Genomic DNA, 16552 nt, shown 5'->3' on the forward strand with positions numbered 1-16552 from the left:
AGCTCGCTCAGGTGTTCAGGAAATCGACAACCTCCGTCACGCGGACCGATCCGGGGCGAGTCGGGAATGAACCCGCCGCATCCGCATGTTTGGGCAGCGCCGACCACCGGCACTGTCCGGTCCCCGGAAGGAAGCAGGCCCATGACGTCCTCGCCGAACACCATGCGCGCCGTCCGGCTCTCCGCTCCGGGTCCGGTGGACAACCTGCGGCTCACGAGGCTCCCGCTCCCGCCCGAGAGGGACGGCTGGGTACGCATCCGCGTCGAGGCGTTCGGCCTCAACCGCTCGGAGCTGAAACTGCGGCTGGGTCTGGGCGTCGGTGTCACCTTTCCCCGGGTACCGGGCATCGAGGCCGCCGGCACCGTCGACGCGGCCCCGGCCGGCAGCGGACTTCTTCCCGGGCAGAAGGTCGTCGCGATGATGGGGGACATGGGCCGCACCTACGACGGTGGCTACGCCGAGTACACCTCGGTGCCGCTCTCCCAGGTCCTCCCCGTGGACACCGACCTGCCCTGGGAGGTGCTGGGCGCCCTGCCCGAGATGGTGCAGACCGCCTACGGCTCGCTCACCGTCGGCCTGGACCTCACGCCCGGCCAGTCCGTGCTGATCCGGGGCGGCACCTCCTCGGTCGGCCTGGCAGCGGCCGCGCTGGCCACCTGGCGCGGCGCGACCGTGCTGTCCACCACCCGGCGGGCCGACCGCCTCGCTCTGCTGGCGGAGCACGGCGTCGACCACCCCCTGCTCGACACCGGCGAGATCGCGCCCGCCGTACGGGAGCTGTACCCGCACGGCGTCGACGCCGCCCTCGACCTCGTCGGCACCCCGACCCTGCCCGACACCTTGCGTGCGGTGCGCGTGCACGGCACGGGCTGCTTCGGCGGCAGCCTCTCCAACCAGTGGACGGTGCGGGACTTCTCCCCGAACGAGTACCTGCCCCGGGGCGTACGCCTCGCGGGCTACTTCGGCGACGCCGCCGACCTGCCACGGGAGGCCTTCCAGGAGATCCTCGACGCGGTCGAGGCCGGCCGGCTGACCTTCCCCGTGGACCGCGTCTACGACGGACTCGAGCAGGTGCCGCAGGCCCACGACGACATGGAACACGACCGCGCCACCGGCAAGCTCGTCGTACGCGTCCGGCACTGACAGCACCGGCTGCGCAGGAGTAGCACTGTCAGGGGTGGGGACTTGAAGAGCAGGCCGGCGTGGCGGCGTACCCATGGGGGCCGCACCGGCCAGGCTTCTCCGGTTCAGCCAACGAGCCGGGGAAGCCGCGGTCCGGCGAGGCCACCCACATGTGAAGACATGCCTCAGGGCTGTACGCCGCGCGCGGCAGGCGTCACAGCGAGGCACTCGGCGTGAAGGCGCACTCCGGGGCGGCGGTAGGGTGGCCGCACCGGTGGTCGAGGCGGGTGGTGGCGGTGGAGTGGCGAGAGTTCGCCGAGGCGATGGCTCAGCTCGCGCGGCAGTTGCTGGCGCAGGAGTCGGTGCAGGGGACGCTGGACGAGATCGCGGCGTCGGCGGTGCGACTGGTGGACGGCTGCGACGCGGCCGGAATCCTGGCGGTCCGCAAGGGGCGGGCGGTCACGCTCTCGGCATGCGGCGAGCTGGTGGAGGCATCGGACCGGCTGCAGGGTGAGCTGGCCGAAGGCCCGTGCTTCGATCTCGCCGCCCGGGCCGACGGTGTCAACGGCGAGCGCGTCTTCCGGATCCCGGACATCACCGAGCCACAACCGTCCTGGCCGCGGTTCGCCACGGCGGCTCGCGACCTGGGTATCGGCAGCATGACCGGCGTACTGCTCTACACCCACGACGCGGACTTCGGCGCGCTGAACCTGTACTCCCGGCGCCCCGGCGCGTTCGGCAAGGACATCGAGACCGCCGGCTGGCTGCTGGCCTCGCACGCCGCCGTCGCCCTGGCCGACGCCCGCACCATCGACCAGCTCGAGGAGGCCATGGAGACCCGCCACGCCATCGGCGAGGCCATGGGCATCCTGATGGAACGCCACCAGCTGAGCGAGGACGACGCCTTCAACGTGCTGCGCCGCATCTCGCAGCAGCACAACATCAAGCTGCGCGACGTCGCCCAGCGGGTCCGTACCGACCGCGCGAAGAAGGCCTGACCCGCACCACCTGGCGTACGCACTGGGCGCAGACGAGAAGGCCAGGCTGCGCTATGCCGCAGCCTGGGGCACGGACAGCCCCCGCGCCGTGGACGCGCGACGCGATGTGCGTGCCGTCCTCGCCCACGCTCCGTGCGGCGACCGCCCCGCCGTCCCCGCGTCCAGGGTCATGGACGCCGAACTGGTCGTCAGTGAGCTCGTCACCAACGTCCTGCGGCATGCTCCCGGCCCCTGTGCGCTGACGCTCCGGCTGTCCGGCACCGAGCTGTCGATCAGCCTGTACGACACCTCGCCCGACGCGCCCGCGGTCCAGCCACCCGACCGCCGCCGCGTCGGCGGGCACGGCCTCCACCTGGTGCACTCGGTCAGCGACAGGGTCGTCGTCACCCCCCGTGACCACGGCAAGGAGATCACCGCTCACCTGCGACTCGTCGGGAGCGGCGACGCCGGCCCGGCAGCCAGGACCCCGCGGCGGCCCGTCAGCTCCGGCGCGCGCTGACCAGCCAGGCGCGCGAGTCGAACCACACGCCGTCGTCGCTGCCGTGCGCGTCCAGAGTCACGGACAGCCGATCGAGGGCGCGCTCGGCGGACGCGGCATCGAGACCGCTGACCCGGTCCTTCGCCATGCGCAGCTGGAGGACGGCGGCACGCGCGCGCTCGGCGTCCGGGCCGTACCGGACGGGCTCGCGCACGTCGACGACGTCCACCGCCGTGAAGCCTGCCGCGGTCAGGACGCCGGCCACGTCGTCCGGATCGGCCAGCGCGAAGGCGTCGTCTGCTGGGGCCGGCATCAATGACGCGGGCCCGCCGGAGAGCGCCGCCCGGATCGCGGTGTGCCACTCCTGACGGTCGGCGGCCTGCCAGACCAGCTGCACGAAGCGCGCACCCGGACGCAGGCCCCGCCCGATATTGGCGAACGCGACGACCGGGTCGGAGAAGAACATCGTGCCGAACCGACTGATGGCCCAGGTGAAGTGCTCGGGCGGGAACGCGTGCTCCTGGGCGTCGCCCTGCACGAAGTCGACATTGTGGAGCACCTCCGCCTGGGCCTGTCGCCGGGCCCGCGCCAGCATCGGGCCCGAGACGTCGATACCGAGCGCGGAACCCGACGACGCCGCCCGGGCCGCGTCCCGGGTGGTCAGGCCGGTACCGCAACCGACATCGAGGACATGATCACCGGGGCGGATGTCGAGGGCTCCCCACAGCCGCTCCTGATAGCGGGCGAGCTCGGAGTCGTAGTCGAACACGGGGATCGCCTCCTCACGTCGCCGGGCCGTCGCGGAGCACGCCCCGCACGGTGTCGAGCCGCACACCCGGCTCCAATTCTGGCAGCCACCACATCGTCCCGGCCTTCTCGTACGGCTGGGGATCGACGCCCGGTGGCAGCCCTACGGCGATGGCGTACGAGGCCATCTCGCAGCCGTCGAGCCGTGCGGCCAGGCGGTCGCGCGCGGCGGTGCCCGTCCGCAGATCGTGTTCCGCACCGCGGTCAACGACACCTTGCCGTCGATGGTGCGAGCCGGAGGGGAACTCGCAGCACCGCCGACCGGCGCTGACGCAGGCGGACAAACGGCTTGGCGCTCACTGCTCGGCCCGTTCGACCTCCTCGACCTCTCTGGCGAGTCTCGCGACCTTTGCCTGTGCCGCGGTGATCGCGCGGAGTATGAGACGCAGGTGGGTGGTGGACTCGGGTACAGCGGCCTCGAGTTCTTCCAACCGCCTCCGCTGCGCGGCGAGTTCTGCCCTGAGCCGCGCGGCCCGGTCGGGTGGTGGGGGAGGGGCGGCCCCGTTGAAGACGACGTTGTGCAGGGGGCGTTCGGTGTGGACCGCTTCGCGTTCGGCCGCGTGTGCGTCGTGGGGGTAGTCGATCCGGATGCCGATGACGCGGGGACCCCAGAGCTGTTGTTGCAGATGGGTGCGGATACGGGTGAGCGGGCAGGCGGAGATGCCGACGTACAGCAGGCCTTCGGGGCCGTAGAGGCGGTACAGGGCGGTGCGGCCCGCGGTGTGCAGGCCGCCTTCCTCGTCGAACAGGCTGCGCAGGAACTGGGTGTCGGTGTCGGTCATGACGCGGCCTCCCTCAGTCCGGGGCGCACGGCGACCGCGCGCCGTTGTCCGTCCTCTCACGCTCCCACGCGGGTGTGACACTGCCCCTCGGACGACGACACGCCAGGCGTCGGCACGGAAATACACGAAGGTGTCCCGCGGCCGGTTGTCCGTGAACTCACCCGGAATTGTCCTTGATCCGTAACGGACGCATCCTGTGGCCGCAGTTCCTCGTCTTGCCAGGTGGTCGTTGAGTGACCAAGGCATTGACGAGGAACTGCGGGAAAGCGGGGCGGACATGGCGCGGCACGGTGGGCGGGGCTGGAACGGCAAGGTGCTCGGGGTGGCGCTCGGGGTGACGTTGCTCGCCGCCGGCGCCTCCGTGTGGACCGCGCAGGCCGGCGCCGTAAGTGTCACGTCGCCCAAGGCGTCCACGCCGGCCACGTCGGGCAGTGCGGTGAAGCCCGTCGACGTGACCATCGTGCACGCCTCGGACAAGGGAGCACGCGGCGTCAACATCACCATCGACGACGGTCCCGACCCGATGTGGACCCCCCAAGTGCTGGACGTGTTGCGGGAGTACGGGGTCAAGGCCACGTTCTGCATGGTGGGAACGCAGGCGCGGGCATACCCGGACCTGGTGAAGCAGGTGGTCGCCGCCGGACATCGGCTGTGCGACCACTCGGTGTCCCACGACACCACCATGGACAAGAAGTCCGAGGCATACCAGTCGCAGGAGATTCTCGACGCCGAACGCATGATCACCCAGGCCTCGGGCGGTGTACGGCCGATGTACTACCGGGCCCCCGGCGGCGCCTTCACCCCCTACAGCCGCAAGCTCGCCGCTTCCCGGGGCATGCGTCCGCTGGGCTGGAACGTGGACTCCAAGGACTTCGAGCGGCCGGGCACGGACGCCATCGTCGCCACCGTCGAACGCGAACTGCCGGGCGGCCCGACCGTCCTGTTCCACGACGCGGGCGGCGACCGCTCCCAAACGGTCGAGGCGCTGCGGCAGATCCTGCCTTGGCTCAAGGGCCAGGGCTATTCGTTCGGCTTCCCCGTGCGCTGATCCGGGTGCCGCGGCCGGCCGGCGCACACGCTCCCGGCCGGCCCGGCCTCTATCCGACGAACTCCGGTTGCCAGGGCAGGACCCCGAAGCCACCGGTGCCGTTCTTCACGCGTTCGAACGGCGCCGAACTCACACATTTGGGCAGGTTCTTGGTCTCCACCGGACTGCCCACGGAGGCCGACCCGCTTGCCCTTCGCTCCCGGCAGGTGGCTGCCGGTGATGACACCGGCGGCGACCGCGACCTTCCCACCGGTCACCAGACAGTCGATTCTTCCCTCGGCCCGGGAGAACACGGTTCCGCGTCGCACCATCGTCACCAGCCGCCCTACGCGGGCCGTGATCACACGCAACGAGGTCAGTGGGAGCGTCCCGTCCTCCTGATCGCTCGTAGGTGCCCTTCGCGTCGTGCTCGCAGCAGTGTTCCCATGTCCCATCCTTACATCGAGCAACGATGTAAACCGATCGAATCTCGGTAGGTTGGGCAACTTTCCAAGGGGCGCCACGTCAGTGCTCGTCCCGCTCCGCGGTGAGGCGTTGCAGCAGGTCGAGGAGGGTGGCGCGGTCCGGGTCGGGCAAGGCGGAGAAGCAGTCGGCGAGTACTTGGTCAGCGACCTTGTGGCCGGCCGCCAGGACCTGTTCGCCGGCCGGTGTGAGGTGGTGTTCGATGCGTCGGCCGTGTCCGGGTCGGCGTTCGACGAGGTCCTGGGCTGTGAGGCGGCCGGCGAGTGTGCCGAAGGCCTGCTCGGTCTGAAAGGTCGCCGCGGCCAGTTGACGGGCGGATGCTCCGGGGGAGCGGCTGATCGCGCGTAGCGCGTCCCACTGGGCCAGGGTCGTGCCGACGGCCTGTAGGGCGCTGTCGAGGGCCCGGTGTTGTCGATACTGCGCCTGTTTGACCGCTCTGCCGAGTTCTTGCAGCTCACCGTGCATGTATCAAGTCTACGTCATGACCAAGCTAGCTTATATAAAGATGTTTAGTTACAGTGGTCAGCATGTCCACCAACGCAGCAGCCAGATACGCCGACCTGTCCCTCACGCTGTCCGAGGCCGGAGCGGGAAGGCCGGCCCTCGTCCTGCACGGTGGCGGGGGCCCCGCCACCGTCGCCGGCCTCGCCCAGCATCTGTCCCGCACCGCTCACACGATCACGCCCGTGCATCCCGGCTGGGACGGCACCGACCGCCCGGCCTGGCTCACCGGCATCGACGACCTCGCCCTCGCCTACCTGCACCTCCTGCGCGAACGCGGACTGCGCGACGTACTCGTCGTCGGCTCCTCCCTCGGGGGCTGGACGGCCGCCGAGATGGCCGCCCGCGACACCACGGGGTGCGTCACCGGCCTCGTCCTGATCGACGCGGTGGGCGTGCGGGTCGAGACGGAACCGATCACCGACTTCTTCGCCCTCGACGCCCGCGGCGTCGCGGAGCACTCCTGGCACGACCCGGACCGCTACTACCTGGACCCGGCCGAGATCCCGGCCGGAGAACTGGCACGCAGAGGGGCCAACATGGCCACCATGCGCGTACTCGCCGGCGACCCCTACATGCACGACCCCACCCTGCTGTCCCGGCTCGGGCAGGTCCAGGTGCCCACTCTCCTGCTCTGGGGCGAGAGCGACCGCGTCGTCACCCCCGCCTACGGCGCCGCGTACGCCGACGCGTTCGGGCGCGGCCGACTCGAGGTCATCCCCAAGGCCGGCCACCTTCCGCAGATCGAACAGCCGGATGCCACCTTCGCACTGATCGACGAGTACCTGCGCCAGACGAACAGCCCGTTGCGGCAGCGCTGAGCAGTCAGCGCGGCCAGAGTCTCGTCGGGCGCCTCTTCCGTCCCACCCGTCAGACGCCGGGGCCGCTGCGCACGAAGAGGCAGAACGGGTGGCCCGCCGGGTCGTACAGGACCCGTACATCACTCTGAGGCTGGACATCGGCCATGGTCGCTCCCAGGTCAAGGGCGTGCTCGACGGCCGAGGACAGGTCGTTCACCTCAATGTCCCGGAAGGACAGCCCGACGTGCGCGCGGGCCGCACAGGGGTGGGACGCCGGGCCCGGGGTAACCGCGTCTGTACGAAGACCTTGTCGTGCGGCAGTTGTCGTCGACCTTCCAGGGAGGACAGCCGTGCCTGGCATGTTGGAGAAGATCAAGCAGTTCAGCAGGAGCCCGCAGGGACGGCGTGCCGCCGAGCAGGTACGCCGTGCCTCGGCCGATCCGCGTCGCCGGGCCCAGGCTCGGCAACTGCTCGGAAAGCTCCGCGGACGGAGCCACTGAACCGGAGCGCGCTCGCCACGGCGGGTGGACGCCGGTAACGCCTGTCGGTGGGAAACCGAGCGCACCGCATCCACCCGCACGGCTGCCCGGGAAGACAGACCACCGGGTGCGCCGACGGGGCGGGAAGGAGGTGCGGCGGAGATGACCGACCTTCGTGATCGGCTGGGCAGGGCCGTGTTCCGGCGTGTGGCCGGTCCGGACGGCCCCGCCAACCGCGCCCGCATCCACGACACGCCCGGACCCCGCTGGTTCGGTCCGGAACGTCCCATCCGCGCCGTCCACGGCGACGCGTCGATGTTCATCGGCGGCCTGAGCGCTCTGATTCTGCAGTCCCTGCACCCGCTCGCCATGGCCGCCGTGTCCGCGCACTCCGGGTTTCGCGGAGATCCCTGGGGGCGGCTGCAGCGCACCAGTACCTTCCTGGCCGTCACGACCTACGGCACCGCCTCCGACGCCGAGGAAGCCGTCGAACGCGTGCGCGCCATTCACCAGCGGGTGCGGGGGACCACCACCGAGGGCCTGCCGTACCACGCCGCGGACCCGCATCTGTTGGGCTGGGTGCACGCGGCCGAGACCCACAGTTTCCTGCGCGCACACGAACGCTACGGAGCCCGGCTCCTCGACCCGGCGGAGTACGACGACTACGTGGCCGACACCGCGCGGGTGGCCGAGGCACTGGGCGTGGTCGACCCACCCCGGGACCGCCGGGCCCTGGCCGCCCTGCTGGCCACCTACCAGCCGGAACTGCGGGCCACCCCGGAAGCCCGGGCCGCCGCCCGGTTCCTGCTGCTGCACCCACCCGTACCGCTGGCCGTGCGGCCGTTCTACGGCGTCCTGGCGGCGAACGCGGTGGCACTGCTCCCGCCGTGGGCGCGCAGCGTACTGCGACTGCCCCGGGTCCCAGTGGTGGAAGGTCTCGCGGTCCAGCCCGCGGGTCTGCTGCTGACGCACACCATCCGCTGGGCCATGACCCCGCGAGCGCGCTCACAGGTGGAGTGAGGTGCGGCGGGCGCACGGTGTGGGCCCCGCACGCCGTACGGGGCCCACACGGTCAGCAGGCCGAGTTGGTCTGGGTCAGCAGACCCAGCCGCCAGGGCAGGCTGTTGTAGTCACCGCCGGCGTTGGGATCCTTCCCCTGGTACAGGTACTGGAGCTTGCAGGCCGGGATCGTGAGCGGCTGCCGCAGACCGGGTCGAGGTCGAGGGGGCGTCCGCCCGCTGTGCCGCGGCACTGCCGCCCAACGCCGTGAGCGTCGACTGGTAGGCGGGCTTCTTGTTGCCGTTGCGGTCGAACAGCAGCGGGTTCTCACCGCTGCGCCAGGAGTCGCTGTCGCGGATGCCCCAGACGGTGATGCCGGTGCAGCGCGCCACGTTCATGCAGGCCCGCACCGTGTTCGTGTACGCGGCCGTGGGCGCCTGCGCGATGTCCAGCTCGGTGATCTGGACGTCCACGCCGAGCGCGGCGAAGCTCGACAACGTCGTCTGGAAGCTCGCGGGCGGGCCGCCGGTGCCGAAGTGGGACTGGAAGCCGACGCAGTCGATGGGCACACCGCGCGCCTTGAAGTCGCGCACCATGCGGTAGACGCCCTGCGTCTTGGCGTCGCTCCAGTTGTCGATGTTGTAGTCGTTGTAGCAGAGCTTGGCCGACGGGTCGGCCGAGCGCGCGGTGCGGAAGGCCTCCTCGATGAAGCCGGTGCCCAGCACGTCCCGGAAGACCGAGCTGCGCATCTGGCCGCTGCCGCCGTCGGCGAAGGCCTCGTTGACCACGTCCCAGGCGTAGACCTTGCCCCGGTAGTGGTTCGCCACCTGGGTGATGTGGTTGTTCATCACGCTGCGCAGGGTGTTGGCGTCCCTGATGGAGCTGACCCAACTGGGCAGTTGCTGGTGCCAGACCAGGGTGTGTCCGCGCAGGCGCTGCCCGTGTGACTGGGCCCGGTTCGCGATCTGGTCGCCGGGGCCGAAGTTGAACGAGCCGCGGGATCGCTCGACGGTGTCCCACTTCATCTCGTTCTCGGGCGTGACCGAGTTGAACTCACGGTCCAGGATCCCGGTGTACGTGCCGTCGCCGAGGCGTCCGGCGGCCACGGCGGTGCCGAAGTACCGTCCGGACTGGGCCGCCTGGGCGCCCAGCGTGGAGGCTTGGACGCCGTCGGGTGCGGCGCTCGCGGCGCCGGGGGTGACCAGGGCGGCCATGGCCAGCAGGGACAACACCGAGGCTCGGCGACGGCCGAGCCGTTTCAGCGGGTTCATGGTTCTCCTCGTACGGTCTGGGTGGGGGGTTGCGCTGTGCGGTCGACGGGACGGGATCAGGGCGTCGACAGCTCGAACCGCGGGACGCGGACCGCGCCGCCGAGCGCCCGGGTGGCGTGGTGGAAGAGGGCGAATCGGTAGCCCATGAAGAAGCGCCAGTCGTTGCCCATGGAAAAGGCGGGCCCGAGCCGGGTGAAGCGGGTGCCGTCGGTGCTGTAGGAGAAGGTTCCGGGGCGGGCGGCGCCGGGGCGGATGTCCGCGGCCGCGCGCAGCCAGACGCGCCCTCCCGGCAGGGGCGCGCTCGCGACCTCGGTACCGGTCGCGGTGGTGTTCCAACTGCCGTCCATGGACAGTCCGTCGACCATCGCCACCCGCGCCGCCCCGCCGTCGCGCTTGACGCCGATCCACGCGGAGGAGTCGCGCAGCAGCGCGAGTCCCGCCCGGTCGCCGTCCCGCATGGCCGAGTGGTCGAGCTCGACTGTGGCGGTGGAGGTGGGTCCCTGGATGCGGTGCGTGAGGGTGTTGCGGGCCCCGTACAGGTCGTCGGTGACAGTCGCGGTCCGCAGGGTCAGGCCGTTGCCGGCCGACCACTTGGTGTTGTCCGGGTTGTGGTTCCACTCCCATCTCGGCTTGAGGGCCGTGCCGTCGAAGGTGTCCACGCCGGTCATGGGGGTGACCTGGCGGGGTGGAGCGGGCACGGCCGGGCCGGGATACGTCGCACCCCAGGCGCCGTTCACCAGTTGGACGACGGGCCAGCCGTCCGAGGTCCACGTGACCGGTGCGAGGACCGGCACCCGGCCGCCGGGATAGGCGTCCACGAAGGCCATGTAGTACCAGGCGCCGCCCTGTGTCTGCACCAGCCCGCCCTGGTGCGGGACACCACCGCCGGGGATCGGCCCGCGCAGGTCGAGGAGGACCTGTCGCATCGTGTACGGGCCGAACGGGCCGCCCGACGACTTCAGGATGTACTGCCCGTTGGCCGGACGGGTCAGGAAGATGTAGTACTGCCCGTTGATCTTGTAGAAGCGGGAGCCCTCAAGGGTGCCGACGCTCGACGGTGTGGTGAACACCTGCTGGGTGCGGACCTGGCCCCGGCCGTCGGGCGAGAGCTTGGCCACGCTGATGGTGGTGTTCCCGTACGCCACGTACAGGGTGTCGTCGGTGTCGACGAGCAACCCCGCGTCGTAGTACGGGGTGTTGATCGTCGTCAGCCTGCTCCACGGCCCCTCGGCGGCGGTGGCGGTGTAGACGTACGTCCTGGCGAAGTCGATCTGACCGAGCCAGTAGAACGTCCTGTTGCTCGGGCGGTAGGCCAGTGACGACGCCCAGATTCCCCTGACGTAGCCGCGGGCACCGTTCAGGTCGTACTTGGCACCGAAGTCGAGCACGGGCACCGAGTGACCGACGATCTCCCAGTCGACGAGGTCGTACGAACGCAGGACGGGGGCGCCCGGCGAGTAGTGCATGGTCGAGGCGGAGGCGTAGTAGGTGCCGCCGACGCGGATGACGTCGATGTCCGCGAAGTCCTGCCAGATCACCGGGTTCGAATACTGCGCGGGGGCCGCGGAAGCGGCGATGGGGGAGGGTCCCGCCAGAGACAGGAAGGCGCCGGTGACCAGGCCGCCGGTGGCGGTCAGCGCCTGGCGGCGATCCATAAATTGGCGAGGACATGACATATCCATGTGTCGTTCTCTCTGCGAGGGAGCGCTGTGGGGGAGGGGCTGTCCTGCTCGTTCGAGAGTGCGAACGTCGACTGACGCGTCGAGCAACCAGGATGATATGTGCCTGACACATCCCGTCAATGGCTCTCGCAGGATTCGCTGTCGATGCCGAAATATTTCGATCAACTGGCCCCTCCGGGCGCACCGAAGCAAAGAGGCGACGGCCTGTCAGGTGTTGACATGCACAGGATCCTCCCTAGCATCCGTACGGCCAACGATCCGAAACATGACCGAAATTTCGAACTGCAGATAGATGTCATGTCCCTGACATGCCGACCGCCCTGCGCGGTTTCATCCACTGTCTTGAAAGGAGTCACCGATGCTCCGACCCTCAACCGGACGACTGCTCCGCGTCCTTGCGGCCACCGCGCTGGCCGTCACCGCGTCCCTGGCGGCTTCCGTCCACTTCACCGCTTCGGCCGCCCCCGGCAGCCCCGCTCTCACCCCGCCCTTGGGCTGGAACAGCTGGAACAGCTTCGGGTGCGGGGTCTCCGAGGCGCAGGTCCGCCAGGCCGCCGACGCGATGGTCTCCTCGGGCATGCGGGACGCCGGCTACCGGTACGTGGTGGTCGACGACTGCTGGTTCGACCCGCAGCGTGACGCGGCCGGCAACCTCCGGGCCAGTCCGACGAAGTTCCCGAGCGGGATGAAGGCGCTCGGGGACTACATCCACGGCAAGGGCCTGAAGTTCGGCATCTACCAGGTGCCGGGCGAGCGCACCTGCGCACAGACCAGCGGCCTCTATCCGGGATCGACGGGCAGCAGGGGGCACGAGGTCCAGGACGCCTCGACCTTCGCCTCGTGGGGCGTCGACTACCTCAAGTACGACTGGTGCTCCTCCAGCGGCACCCGCGACGAACAGGTCGCGCGTTTCTCGCTGATGCGGGACGCCCTGCGTGCCACCGGACGGCCGATCGTCTACAGCATCAACCCCAACAGCTTCCACGCCATCACCGGCGCCACGTACAACTGGGGCGAGGTCGCCGACCTGTGGCGGACGACCGAGGACCTCCTCGACATCTGGCAGAACGGCAACACCAACAGCTATCCGATGGGCGTCGGCAACGTCCTGGACATCACCGCGCCCTTGGCGGCCCAGTCCGGCCCGGGGCACTGGAACGACCCCGACATGCTGGTCGTGGGCCGCCCTGGTCTGTCGCTCACGGAGTCCCGCTCGCACTTCGCCCTGTGGTCCCTGCTGGCCGCACCGCTCATGGCCGGCAACGACATCCGCACCATGTCCGCCGACGTGAGCGCGATCCTGCGCAACCCGCGTCTCCTGGCGGTGAACCAGGACGCACTGGGCGCCGGCGGGCGCCGGGTCCGCGACGACGGCAGCGCCGAGGTGTTCGCCAAGCCCCTGTCCGACGGCTCGGTCGCGATCGGGCTGTTCAACCGGGGCAGCGGCACCGCGACCCTCACCACCTCGGCCGCACAAGTCGGGCTGTCCGGAGGGTCGTTCACCCTGACGGACCTGTGGAGCGGCGGTACCTCCAGCACCTCCGGGCAGATCTCGGCGAGCGTCCCCGCACACGACGTGGCCGTGTTCCGGGTGAGCGGCGGCAGCCCGCTGGCCGCCACCACCTCGCGACTGCGCGGCAACGCCTCCGGCCGCTGCCTGGACGTGGACAACGCCTCCACCGCGGCCGGAGCCACCGCACTGATCTGGGACTGCCACACGGCCGCGAACCAGCTGTGGACCACGTGGGCCGGCGGCGAGATCCGCGTCTACGGCGACAAGTGCCTCGACGCCTACGACCAGGGCACCACCAACGGAACCCGGGTCATCACCTGGACCTGCAACGGCCAGGACAACCAGAAGTGGACCCTCGGCTCCGACGGGACGATCCGCAACCTCCACGCCGGGCTGTGCCTCGACGCCGACCGGTCCGGCACCGCCAACGGAACGCCACTGGTCCTGTGGAGCTGCAACGGTCAGACCGGTCAGAGGTGGACCCGCACCGACGTCGCCACCGGCCGCACGGTCGACACGGGCACGGGGCCTACTACGCCCCACAGGGCCTCGACAACGGCTGGGCCAACTCCGGCGGGGAGGACGTCGCCTTCGTCGACGACATGATCCGGCGGATCGAGGCGGACCTGTGCGTCGACACCACCCAGCGCTTCGCGCTCGGCTTCAGCTACGGCGCCGCCATGTCGTACGCCCTCGCGTGCGAGCGCGCCACGGTCTTGCGCGCGGTCGCGGTGCAGAGCGGCGGACAGCTCAGCGGATGCGGCGGCGGCACCCAGCCCATCGCCTACCTCGGAGTGCACGGCCTCAGGGACAACGTCCTCGGCATCTCCGGCGGGAGGGCGATGCGGGACCGGTTCGTCAGGAACAACGGCTGCACCCCCCAGAACCCGCCCGCCCAGGGCAGCCTGACGCACCGGGTCACCACCTACTCGGGCTGCTCGGCCGGGCATCCGGTCGCCTGGGCAGCGTTCGACGAGGGACACATCGCCGCCCCGCAGGACGGGACACCCGGTGACAGCGGCCGGACCTGGATGCCGGGAGAGGTGTGGAAGTACTTCACACAGTTCCGGACCTCCGGCTGGAACGCGGACTACTCACCCGCCTCCGGCCAGGTTGCGGCCAGGAACCTCGCCCACAACGCCACGATCGCGCCGGGCGCCTCCGTCGGCATCTGCTACCAGGCCGTCCACACCGGCGACACGGCCGCGCCGGGCTCCTACACCCTCAACGGCAACGCCTGTGCCGTATCGGGGAGTTGACCGGACCGACCGCAGAGGCCGAATACAGAGAGGCCCACTACAAAGAGGCCGACTACACCGCCGTGAAGCTCCACAGCAGGTTGGTGCTGCCGTCGTAGGTCCACTGTTTGGTGACGGAGCCCGACGCGACGTTGCCGCCGCCGTCGAGGACCAGTCCGGTGGTGCGGTTGGCTATCGAGTAGCGGTCGCCGCCCCGGTGGATGATGGTCCACTGCTGGTTGGTGCCGCCGTTCCAGGGTGCCTGCCGGGCGGCGGAGCCGTCCTCGGTGGCGCCCCATCCGTCGGCGACCATGCCGTTCGTGCGGTTGACCAGCCGGTGGTAGCCGCCTCCGACGGCCTCCGCATGCCACTGCAGGTTCGAACTGCCGCCCCAGGTCCATTGCTTGAGGTCGGCGCCGGAGGCCACGTCACCGCCCCTGTCCAGCGCGAGACCGTCGGTGGCGTTGACGACCCGGAAGTACGTCGCCGGGTTGAACTGGACCCTGAGCGAGGTGATCCGGTCGTTGTTGCCGGTGACCCGCAGATCGGGGTTGTCGGCGGTGAACGTCCACGCGGTTCCGGTGAAGTCGTCGCCGGAGTAGCCGATCACCTGGTAGCCGGGGGCCGGCCGGAGGGAGGAGAGGGTGCCCGGCCCAGGCCCGGCCGCGCTCAGGTCCGCCGCGGTGTGGTCGCCGACGCCGAGCACGGCGGCCTTGCCGGTGTAGCCGATGTCCGTGAAGACGACGGCGCCGGCGAGCGGCCGCAGAGCGGGGATCGGACCGGAGAAGGCGAGCTTCAGCACGTAGGCGTTGGCACCGTACGGCGCCGAGGACGGCAGGGTGACGGTGAGCCCGGAGGAGTCCTGGGCCGGCGTGGGCAGGTCGAGGTAGGTGCCGGCGGTGGAGCCGAGAAGCTTGACCGAGGTCAGCGACGAGAGGTTGATCCGGTCCGAGCCGAGCGTCTTGATGGTCAGTGAACCGCCGGGCCAGCCCAGGACGGTGGCGTACAGGACGTTGCCTGCCTTGTCTCCGGTGAAGCGGATGTCCTGTGGGGTACCGGCGGTCGGGCTGGTGAAGGCGCCGCCGCCCATCTTCGTCGGACCCTCGCCGTACGTCGTCCAGGCCCGGGTCGCGTACACCGACTCGCCGAAGCGCCTCAGGTGGTCACCGATACCGAGCAGGATGTCCTTCTGCGCCTGGGGGATGGTGCCGTCGGCCATCGGCGCGATGTTCAGCAGCACGTTGCCGTTCTTGCTGACCCGGTCGATGAACGAGTGCAGCATCTGCTGGACGGTGTAGTAGCCGATGCCTTGCGTGTAGCACCAGCTGCTGCTGGAGATGCTGTCGTCGGTCAGCCAGTACGGCGTGGTGAGGTCGCCCGGGCCGCCGCGTTCGTAGTCGAAGACCTCGCCCTGGCCGTTCATGCCGTCCTTGTAGGTGGCGACGACCTCGCGGCCCCAGCTGTCGGCCTGGTTGTAGTAGTAGGAGAGGAAGTCGAGGCGCTGCGCCTCGGCGACGGCGTCGAGCTTGAAGTCCTGCCAGAGGATGTCGGGTTGGGCGCGGTCGACGACCTCCTTGAGCTTGTCGTACCAGAGCTGGTTCTCCGCGGCCGCACCCAGCTGCCCGTAGAGCTTCTGCAGGCTGGGTTCCGTCTGTGCCGGGGCGAATTCGTAGAAGCCGTTGAAGTGGTACGCGTGGTGCATGGCCACCAGCAGCTTCAGGCCCTTGGCGCGGATCGCCGTGGAGAACAGCCCAAGCAGGTCGAGGCCCGGGCCCTTCTTCACCGAATTCCACTCGTTGACCTGGCTGTCCCACATGGAGAAGCCGTCATGGTGCTCGGCGACCGGCCCGGCGAACCTGGCGCCGGCGTCGACGAACAACTGCGCCCACTCGTCGGGGTCGAACTTCCCGCCGGCCGACTTCAGCTTCGGTGCGAACTGCACGGTGTTGCCCGCCAGGTCCCGCGCCCCGTTGATGAAGTTGTGGTACGGCCAGGCCGTCGGTTGGCCGTAGGTCGCGATGTGATGCCGGTTCGCGTCGCTCCCGGCCTCGTACATGGTGCGCGGATACCACTCGTTGTCGAAGGCGGGGACGCTGAAGACGCCCCAGTGGAAGTAGATGCCGAACTTCGCGTCCTGGAACCACTCCGGGGCCGGCGGGTGCTGGTCGACCGAGTTCCAGTCGGGCGTGTACGTGCTGGGCGCCGCCTCGGCGGCACCGGCCAGCAAGTTGCGTCTGCTGATGGAACTCGACATGGAGACATCCCTGGGGCGTGGGGGCCGCTTGTTACGCATGACGCTCTGCCATGGCTCCCTGGGATGTCAATCAGTGTGAAGGGATGAAAGTGGTGGTGAGGTAGGGCAAGTTGCCCTA

The 16552-nt window shown here is 70.0% G+C and carries 15 protein-coding genes and 3 pseudogenes; 9 read left to right on the forward strand and 9 right to left on the reverse strand.

All coding sequences use genetic code 11. The features are described 5' to 3' along the window. Nucleotides 1–141: 141 nt before the first annotated feature. From ACFVYN_RS01330 to ACFVYN_RS01340, 3 genes are all read left to right on the forward strand, one after another. Nucleotides 142–1143, forward strand: coding sequence for a zinc-binding dehydrogenase (locus tag ACFVYN_RS01330; protein WP_389990784.1), 1002 nt, complete (start codon nt 142–144; stop codon nt 1141–1143). Nucleotides 1144–1418: 275 nt separating this feature from the next. After that, the gene (locus ACFVYN_RS01335; RefSeq protein ID WP_389990786.1) at nt 1419–2120 is read left to right on the forward strand and encodes a GAF and ANTAR domain-containing protein; all 702 of its coding nucleotides are present in this window, start codon (nt 1419–1421) and stop codon (nt 2118–2120) included. A gap of 88 nt (nt 2121–2208) precedes the next feature. Further along, nucleotides 2209–2619 (forward strand): ATP-binding protein, encoded by a 411-nt coding sequence (locus tag ACFVYN_RS01340; RefSeq protein ID WP_389990788.1) that lies wholly within the window; start codon nt 2209–2211, stop codon nt 2617–2619. On the opposite strand, the gene ACFVYN_RS01345 is transcribed toward ACFVYN_RS01340, so the two are convergent. The 3 genes from ACFVYN_RS01345 to ACFVYN_RS01355 form a co-directional block, all read right to left on the reverse strand. After that, a complete protein-coding gene (locus ACFVYN_RS01345) occupies nt 2600–3367 on the reverse strand; it encodes a class I SAM-dependent methyltransferase (protein ID WP_389990790.1) in 768 nt (255 codons plus the stop codon). The two genes, ACFVYN_RS01340 and ACFVYN_RS01345, sit on opposite strands and share 20 nt — an antisense overlap. A gap of 13 nt (nt 3368–3380) precedes the next feature. Then, on the reverse strand, nt 3381–3533 hold the full coding sequence (locus ACFVYN_RS01350; RefSeq protein WP_389990792.1) for a hypothetical protein: 153 nt from the start codon (nt 3531–3533) through the stop codon (nt 3381–3383). A gap of 168 nt (nt 3534–3701) precedes the next feature. After that, a complete protein-coding gene (locus tag ACFVYN_RS01355) occupies nt 3702–4187 on the reverse strand; it encodes a GIY-YIG nuclease family protein (protein WP_389990794.1) in 486 nt (161 codons plus the stop codon). A gap of 277 nt (nt 4188–4464) precedes the next feature. Between ACFVYN_RS01355 and ACFVYN_RS01360 the strand changes: the two genes are divergently transcribed. Next, the gene (locus ACFVYN_RS01360; RefSeq protein ID WP_389991007.1) at nt 4465–5235 is read left to right on the forward strand and encodes a polysaccharide deacetylase family protein; all 771 of its coding nucleotides are present in this window, start codon (nt 4465–4467) and stop codon (nt 5233–5235) included. Between the two features lie 49 nt (nt 5236–5284). Here ACFVYN_RS01360 and ACFVYN_RS01365 read toward each other — a convergent pair. Both ACFVYN_RS01365 and ACFVYN_RS01370 read right to left on the reverse strand, forming a co-directional pair. After that, nucleotides 5285–5516: pseudogene (locus ACFVYN_RS01365) on the reverse strand (hypothetical protein); the annotation flags it as partial. A 223-nt stretch (nt 5517–5739) separates the two neighbouring features. Further along, nucleotides 5740–6162, reverse strand: a complete 423-nt coding sequence (locus ACFVYN_RS01370; RefSeq protein WP_389990796.1) for a MarR family winged helix-turn-helix transcriptional regulator — start codon at nt 6160–6162, stop codon at nt 5740–5742. A 62-nt stretch (nt 6163–6224) separates the two neighbouring features. On the opposite strand from ACFVYN_RS01370, the gene ACFVYN_RS01375 reads away from it, so the two are divergent. Then, nucleotides 6225–7019 (forward strand): alpha/beta fold hydrolase, encoded by a 795-nt coding sequence (locus ACFVYN_RS01375; RefSeq protein ID WP_389990798.1) that lies wholly within the window; start codon nt 6225–6227, stop codon nt 7017–7019. A gap of 49 nt (nt 7020–7068) precedes the next feature. Here the strand turns inward: ACFVYN_RS01375 and ACFVYN_RS01380 are convergent, their stop codons facing one another. After that, nucleotides 7069–7359, reverse strand: coding sequence for a VOC family protein (locus ACFVYN_RS01380; protein ID WP_389990800.1), 291 nt, complete (start codon nt 7357–7359; stop codon nt 7069–7071). Between ACFVYN_RS01380 and ACFVYN_RS01385 the strand changes: the two genes are divergently transcribed. Together ACFVYN_RS01385 and ACFVYN_RS01390 are read left to right on the forward strand one after the other, a co-directional pair. Further along, nucleotides 7349–7498, forward strand: a complete 150-nt coding sequence (locus ACFVYN_RS01385) for a hypothetical protein (protein ID WP_185806283.1) — start codon at nt 7349–7351, stop codon at nt 7496–7498. The genes ACFVYN_RS01380 and ACFVYN_RS01385 overlap by 11 nt on opposite strands. A 141-nt stretch (nt 7499–7639) precedes the next feature. Then, nucleotides 7640–8497 (forward strand): oxygenase MpaB family protein, encoded by an 858-nt coding sequence (locus ACFVYN_RS01390; protein ID WP_389990802.1) that lies wholly within the window; start codon nt 7640–7642, stop codon nt 8495–8497. A 176-nt stretch (nt 8498–8673) separates the two neighbouring features. Here ACFVYN_RS01390 and ACFVYN_RS01395 read toward each other — a convergent pair. Both ACFVYN_RS01395 and ACFVYN_RS01400 read right to left on the reverse strand, forming a co-directional pair. Beyond that, nucleotides 8674–9747 (reverse strand): annotated as a pseudogene (locus ACFVYN_RS01395) (endo-1,4-beta-xylanase); the annotation flags it as partial. 56 nt (nt 9748–9803) lie between these two features. After that, the gene (locus ACFVYN_RS01400; protein WP_389990804.1) at nt 9804–11402 is read right to left on the reverse strand and encodes a glycoside hydrolase 43 family protein; all 1599 of its coding nucleotides are present in this window, start codon (nt 11400–11402) and stop codon (nt 9804–9806) included. A gap of 385 nt (nt 11403–11787) precedes the next feature. Between ACFVYN_RS01400 and ACFVYN_RS01405 the strand changes: the two genes are divergently transcribed. Next, nucleotides 11788–13548: a glycoside hydrolase family 27 protein gene (locus ACFVYN_RS01405; protein ID WP_389990806.1), complete on the forward strand. Its 1761-nt coding sequence runs from the start codon at nt 11788–11790 to the stop codon at nt 13546–13548. Beyond that, a pseudogene (locus ACFVYN_RS01410) lies at nt 13473–14201 on the forward strand (cellulose binding domain-containing protein); the annotation flags it as partial. The gene ACFVYN_RS01405 and the pseudogene ACFVYN_RS01410, both read left to right, overlap by 76 nt. Nucleotides 14202–14253: 52 nt before the next feature. On the opposite strand, the gene ACFVYN_RS01415 reads toward ACFVYN_RS01410, so the two are convergent. After that, nucleotides 14254–16434 carry an alpha-L-fucosidase gene (locus tag ACFVYN_RS01415; RefSeq protein WP_389990808.1) on the reverse strand — a complete coding sequence of 727 codons (2181 nt, stop codon included), beginning with the start codon at nt 16432–16434 and terminating at the stop codon, nt 14254–14256. Nucleotides 16435–16552 lie beyond the last annotated feature (118 nt).

The sequence above is a fragment of the Streptomyces sp. NPDC058307 genome (assembly GCF_042880295.1).
Classification (GTDB): domain Bacteria; phylum Actinomycetota; class Actinomycetes; order Streptomycetales; family Streptomycetaceae; genus Streptomyces.

Bases quoted from the DNA above. Each gene is read 5' to 3' on its own strand.
- ACFVYN_RS01380 (WP_389990800.1), bottom strand. From the start codon at position 7,359: ATGCCAGGCACGGCTGTCCTCCCTGGAAGGTCGACGACAACTGCCGCA.
- ACFVYN_RS01355 (WP_389990794.1), bottom strand. From the start codon at position 4,187: ATGACCGACACCGACACCCAGTTCCTGCGCAGCCTGTTCGACGAGGAA.
- ACFVYN_RS01390 (WP_389990802.1), top strand. From the start codon at position 7,640: ATGACCGACCTTCGTGATCGGCTGGGCAGGGCCGTGTTCCGGCGTGTG.
- ACFVYN_RS01370 (WP_389990796.1), bottom strand. From the start codon at position 6,162: ATGCACGGTGAGCTGCAAGAACTCGGCAGAGCGGTCAAACAGGCGCAG.
- ACFVYN_RS01405 (WP_389990806.1), top strand. From the start codon at position 11,788: ATGCTCCGACCCTCAACCGGACGACTGCTCCGCGTCCTTGCGGCCACC.
- ACFVYN_RS01400 (WP_389990804.1), bottom strand. From the start codon at position 11,402: ATGGATCGCCGCCAGGCGCTGACCGCCACCGGCGGCCTGGTCACCGGC.
- ACFVYN_RS01415 (WP_389990808.1), bottom strand. From the start codon at position 16,434: ATGTCGAGTTCCATCAGCAGACGCAACTTGCTGGCCGGTGCCGCCGAG.
- ACFVYN_RS01360 (WP_389991007.1), top strand. From the start codon at position 4,465: ATGGCGCGGCACGGTGGGCGGGGCTGGAACGGCAAGGTGCTCGGGGTG.
- ACFVYN_RS01330 (WP_389990784.1), top strand. From the start codon at position 142: ATGACGTCCTCGCCGAACACCATGCGCGCCGTCCGGCTCTCCGCTCCG.
- ACFVYN_RS01350 (WP_389990792.1), bottom strand. From the start codon at position 3,533: ATGGCCTCGTACGCCATCGCCGTAGGGCTGCCACCGGGCGTCGATCCC.
- ACFVYN_RS01375 (WP_389990798.1), top strand. From the start codon at position 6,225: ATGTCCACCAACGCAGCAGCCAGATACGCCGACCTGTCCCTCACGCTG.